Here is a 4689-nt window from a genome sequence, read left to right as displayed (position 1 = left end):
GCTCGACGCGCCGGGGCTCGCCGGCGCGCTGCACGATCCCGCGGCGGCGCTGGTGCTGTGTCATCCGGGCGCGGTCGCGTGGAGCATCATCGCCGGGCGCGTCGTGGTGCGCGAGGGGCGCCTCGTGACCGCCGATCTGCCGCCCCTGGTGACGCATCACAACAGGCTGGCGGCGTCGCTGATGATGTCATGATCCGGACTGCCGCGCGGCCCTAGGCGTCCGGCCGGAACTGCCGCCGATAGGCGGCGGGCGTCACCCCGACATGGCGTTGAAACGCCCGCCGGAGCGTGTCGGCATTGGCGAAGCCGCATTGCGCCGCGACCTGTTTCGGCGCGGCACGGCTCTCTTCCAGCAGCCGGCGCGCGGCGGCGACGCGGGCCGATTCCACCCAGTCGGCCGGTGTGCCGCCGGTCTCGCTGCGGAACAGCCGTGCGAAGTGGCGTGGGCTCAGTCCGGTCCGGGCAGCGAGGCTTCCGACATCGTGATGGGCGGCCGGGTTTGCCGCGACGTAGCGCTGCACTTCTTGCAGGATAGCGCGGCCGGAGGGCAGGGAGGCGCCGTCGCGGCTGAACTGCAGCTGCCCGCCCGGGCGCTTGAAGAACATGACGAGCTGCGCGGCGACCTGTTTTGCCGTGTCGCGGCCCAGGTCCTCCTCCACGAGCGCCAGCGCGAGGTCGAGCCCGGCGGTCACGCCGGCCGCCGTGCGCAGCCGGCCATCGCGCACGTGGATCGCGTCGCTATCGACGGTGACGGCGGGAAACGCCGCCGCGAGGCGCGCGGCGACGGCCCAATGCGTCGTCACGCGCCGGCCGTCGAGCAGCCCCGCCTGCGCCAGGAGAAAGGCGCCGCTGCAGACCGAGCCGAAGCGCCGGGCCCGTGGCGCCTCGCGCCGCACCCAGTCGACCACCCGGCGGGGCGGCGTCGTGTCGGGCATCTTCGGGCATCCGGCGACGAGCAGCGTGTCTACCGGATCGCCCGCCGTGCCGGCGCCCGCGACGCGGTCGGCGATCAGCCGCGCGCCGGACGACGTGACGACCGCCCCGGGCGCGGCCGCCGCCACCTCCAGCCGATAGGCGGCGCGGCCGGTCTGCGCGTTGGCTTCCGCGAACACGTCGAGCGGGCCGGCCACGTCGAGCAGCTGCACGCCCGGCATCGCCAGCAGCACGACCGTTCTCGTCCCTCGCTTGCCCACGGCCACGTCCCTTTCCGACGCGATTTGTCTGAATCAGACTGGTTACGTCAATGGAAGACAAATCGGTAATTTCTTACTTTGCCGCCACACGGTTTCAACGAGGTGACGAACATGAAGACAACAGTCAACGGTGTTGGCCTGCCCGACACACCCCTCGCGGCGGCAATCACGGAGCTGGTGCGCGATACGGAAACGCCGCTGCTGTTCAACCACTCCGCCCGCGTCTTTTACTGGGCTGCCCTCGCGGGGCAACGGCGTGGTCTGAAATACGATGCGGAATTGCTTTATGCCGGGGCGATGTTTCACGACATGGGCCTGATGCCGGCCCATGCCTCGGCCGACGAGCGTTTTGAAGTGGACGGCGCCAACGCCGCGCGCGATTTCCTGCGCGGCCGTGGCATCGCGGAGGCCGACGTCTATACGGTCTGGACCGCGATCGCCTTGCACACGACGCCGGGCATTCCCCGGCACATGCACCCACTCGTCGCCCTGGTCACCGCGGGCGTGGAGATGGATGTGCTCGGCCTCGGCTACGACGACTACGCCGAAGCCGAGCGCGAGGCCGTCGTGCGCGCCCATCCGCGTACGGAGCGGTTCAAGGAAGACATCCTCGCGGCATTCTACGACGGCATCCGGCACCGCCCCGACACCACATTCGGCAACGTCAAGGCCGACGTGCTCGCCGACCGGGACCGGCATTTCCGGCGCGGCAACTTCTGCGCGGTGATCCGCGACTCCCCCTGGGCGGCCTGATCGCCACACTTGCTCCCGAGGAACATCCCATGAACGCCAAACCCTTCACTCACGCAACCGGTGCGCCGGTCGCGGACAACACCAACGTGATGACCGCCGGCCCCCGCGGCCCCGTGCTGCTGCAGGATATCTGGCTGATCGAGAAACTCGCGCATTTCGATCGCGAGGTGATCCCCGAACGGCGCATGCACGCGAAAGGCTGGGGTGCCTATGGGCGCTTCACCGTGACGCGCGACATCACGCGCTACACCAGTGCGAAGATGTTCGCGGCGGTCGGCAAGACGACGGAGGTCTTCGCCCGCTTCTCCTCCGTCGCCGGCGAGCGCGGCGCCGCCGACGCGGAGCGCGACATTCGCGGCTTCGCGGTGAAGTTCTACACCGAGGAAGGCAACTGGGACATCGTCGGCAACAACACCCCCGTCTTCTTCTTTCGCGACCCGCTGCGCTTTCCCGACCTCAACCACGCGATCAAGCGGGACCCGCGCACCGGCCTGCGCAGCGCCGACAACAACTGGGATTTCTGGACGCTGCTCCCTGAGGCGCTGCATCAGGTCACCATCGTGATGTCCGACCGTGGCATCCCGAAAAGCTTCCGCCACATGCACGGCTTCGGCAGTCACACGTTTTCGATGATCAATGCGGCGGGCGAGCGGGTCTGGGTGAAGTTTCACTTCCGCAGCCAGCAGGGCATCGCCAACCTCACCGACGCCGAGGCGGCGGGGATCATCGCCGGTGACCGCGAAAGTCACGGCCGGGACCTGCTTGCCGCGATCGAGGCCGGCGACTTCCCGCGCTGGACGCTGTTCATCCAGGTGATGACCGAGGCGCAGGCGAAGGCGCATCGCCACAACCCCTTCGATCTCACCAAGATATGGCCGAAGGCGGATTATCCGCTGATAGAGGTCGGGGTGATGCAACTCGACCGCTATCCCGACAACTATTTCGCCGAGGTCGAGCAGGCGGCATTCTCGCCCGCCAACGTGGTGCCCGGCGTTTCCTTCTCGCCGGACCGGATGCTGCAGGCGCGGCTGTTTTCCTATGGCGACGCCCAACGCTACCGCCTCGGCGTGAACTTCGGTCACATCCCGGTCAACGCGCCGCGCTGCCCGTTCCGTGCGTATCACCGCGACGGCGCGATGCGCACCGACGGCAATCTCGGCGCTACCGTCAGCTATCATCCGAATACCGCCGGCCTGTGGGGCGACCAGCCGGCCTATGACGAGCCGCCGTTGCCGGTGGAGGGTGTCGCCGCCCATCACGATCATCGCGCGGACGACGACCATTGGGAGCAGCCGGGCAACCTGTTCCGCCTGATGACACCGGCGCAGCGGCAGGCGTTGTTCGACAACACCGCGCGCTCGCTGGGCGGTGCCGCGCGGCATATCCGCGAGCGCCACGTCGCCAATTGTCACCGCGCGGACCCGGCCTATGGGGAGGGTGTGGCGGCGGCGCTCGCGCGCGCCGATTGACGTCGTCGCGCGACGCATGGTGAGAAGCCGCGCCGCGATCCCCGGGGGCGGCGCGGGTGGAGGATGGTCGGCGCATGTTGCCACGACAGCAGACGGCTTCCACCGGCCGGCCCCCGCCGCGCGCGCCATTCGCCCGGACGGCGTGGCCGGGTGAGGTTGCGACGGTCGCCTACATCGCGCTCGTCGCGGGGATCGCGCAGGCGATGCATCTGCCGTACGTGCTGTTCCCCGAACTCGGCGCGCTCTCTCACGACATCCTCAAGCGGCCGCACGGCACCTGGGCGCGGGCGCCGGTGATGCTGGTGGTCACGCCGCTGCTCACCGGTCTCGTCGGCACCCTCGTCACGCGGCACCTGAATTACGGCATCGTCTCCGTCCTGCTGACCGTGGGCGCGGCGATCGCCATCATCGCCGTGCTGCGGTCGCCGATCGCGCCGGCGATCTCGGCGGGGTTGCTGCCGCTGACACTCGGGATCGGAAGCCCGCTCTACGCGCCGTCGCTGCTGATCGGGCTGGGCGCGCTCGCGGCGATCTCGACGATCTGGCGCCGGTTCGTGCCGCCGCCTCCGGATGCCGGCTCGCCGGGCGACCTCGCCGACGACATCACCGAGGAGGCGCCGGAGGATTATTCCTGGATTGCCTTCGTCGTCGCCTTCCTGGTCATCGCGACCGCGCTCGCCGAGGCGACCGGACGCCACCTGCTGCTGTTCCCGCCGCTGGTCGTCATCGCCTTCGAGATGTTCGCCCACGCGCGGGTCTGCCCGTGGGCCGGCCGGCCGCTGATCCTTCCGGTCGCCTGCACGCTGACGGCGGCGGCGGGGGTCGCGCTCGTGAGCATGTTCGGCGCGGTGCCGCTCGCCGCGGCGGCCAGCATGCTGGTCGGCATCGGCATCCTGCGCGCCTTCGACCTGCACGTGCCGCCCGCGCTGGCAGTGGGATTGCTGCCGTTCGTGATTCCCGGCGTTGATTACGGCTTCGCGATCGCCGTCGGCGCGGGGACGCTGCTGCTGACCCTGTTCTTCCTCGGCTGGCGCAGGATCGCCTCCGTCGCGCCGTGAGCGGGTGCGTACGGCAGTGGCGTGCCGGGTGCGACGAAGGTGGGCACTGGGAGGTGGTGATTGGTCGATAGGCGCAAGGCCTGACCTGATAGCATTCGAGTTACGTTTTGGTCCCGAATGATTGGGGGACACACTGACTTGTGAGGTATGCCGCAAGGCCCACCAACTGATAGGCTAGAGCACCATCCGACCTGATGGGATCGGGAGGGATTCCCG

At 69.2% G+C, this 4689-nt stretch carries 4 protein-coding genes and 1 pseudogene; 4 read left to right on the top strand and 1 reads right to left on the bottom strand.

All coding sequences use genetic code 11. The features are described 5' to 3' along the window. Nucleotides 1-193, top strand: a pseudogene (locus B8460_RS22445) (8-oxoguanine deaminase); the annotation flags it as partial. A gap of 19 nt (nt 194-212) precedes the next feature. Here the strand turns inward: B8460_RS22445 and B8460_RS19025 are convergent. Continuing rightward, nucleotides 213-1166 (bottom strand): GlxA family transcriptional regulator, encoded by a 954-nt coding sequence (locus B8460_RS19025; protein ID WP_307188647.1) that lies wholly within the window; start codon nt 1164-1166, stop codon nt 213-215. Nucleotides 1167-1304: 138 nt separating this feature from the next. Here B8460_RS19025 and B8460_RS19020 point away from each other — a divergent pair, with 138 nt between their 5' ends. The 3 genes from B8460_RS19020 (at nt 1305) to B8460_RS19010 (ending at nt 4473) form a co-directional block, all read left to right on the top strand. After that, nucleotides 1305-1946 carry an HD domain-containing protein gene (locus B8460_RS19020; RefSeq protein WP_048863199.1) on the top strand — a complete coding sequence of 214 codons (642 nt, stop codon included), beginning with the start codon at nt 1305-1307 and terminating at the stop codon, nt 1944-1946. 29 nt (nt 1947-1975) lie between these two features. Further along, a complete protein-coding gene (locus tag B8460_RS19015; RefSeq protein WP_048863196.1) occupies nt 1976-3415 on the top strand; it encodes a catalase in 1440 nt (479 codons plus the stop codon). A 74-nt stretch (nt 3416-3489) separates the two neighbouring features. Continuing rightward, entirely contained in the window at nt 3490-4473 is a 984-nt protein-coding gene (locus tag B8460_RS19010) for a hypothetical protein (RefSeq protein WP_199445698.1), read from the top strand. Nucleotides 4474-4689: the final 216 nt, after the last annotated feature.

Origin of the sequence: Acidisphaera rubrifaciens HS-AP3 (genome assembly GCF_000964365.1) — a bacterium.
Taxonomy (GTDB): domain Bacteria; phylum Pseudomonadota; class Alphaproteobacteria; order Acetobacterales; family Acetobacteraceae; genus Acidisphaera; species Acidisphaera rubrifaciens.
The sequence above is the reverse complement of the archived record's forward strand: the minus strand, read 5'-3'. Positions and strand labels throughout refer to the sequence as shown.

Coding starts and splice junctions, on each gene's coding strand:
- B8460_RS19020 (WP_048863199.1), top strand. CDS start 1,305: ATGAAGACAACAGTCAACGGTGTTGGCCTGCCCGACACACCCCTCGCG.
- B8460_RS19015 (WP_048863196.1), top strand. CDS start 1,976: ATGAACGCCAAACCCTTCACTCACGCAACCGGTGCGCCGGTCGCGGAC.
- B8460_RS19010 (WP_199445698.1), top strand. CDS start 3,490: ATGTTGCCACGACAGCAGACGGCTTCCACCGGCCGGCCCCCGCCGCGC.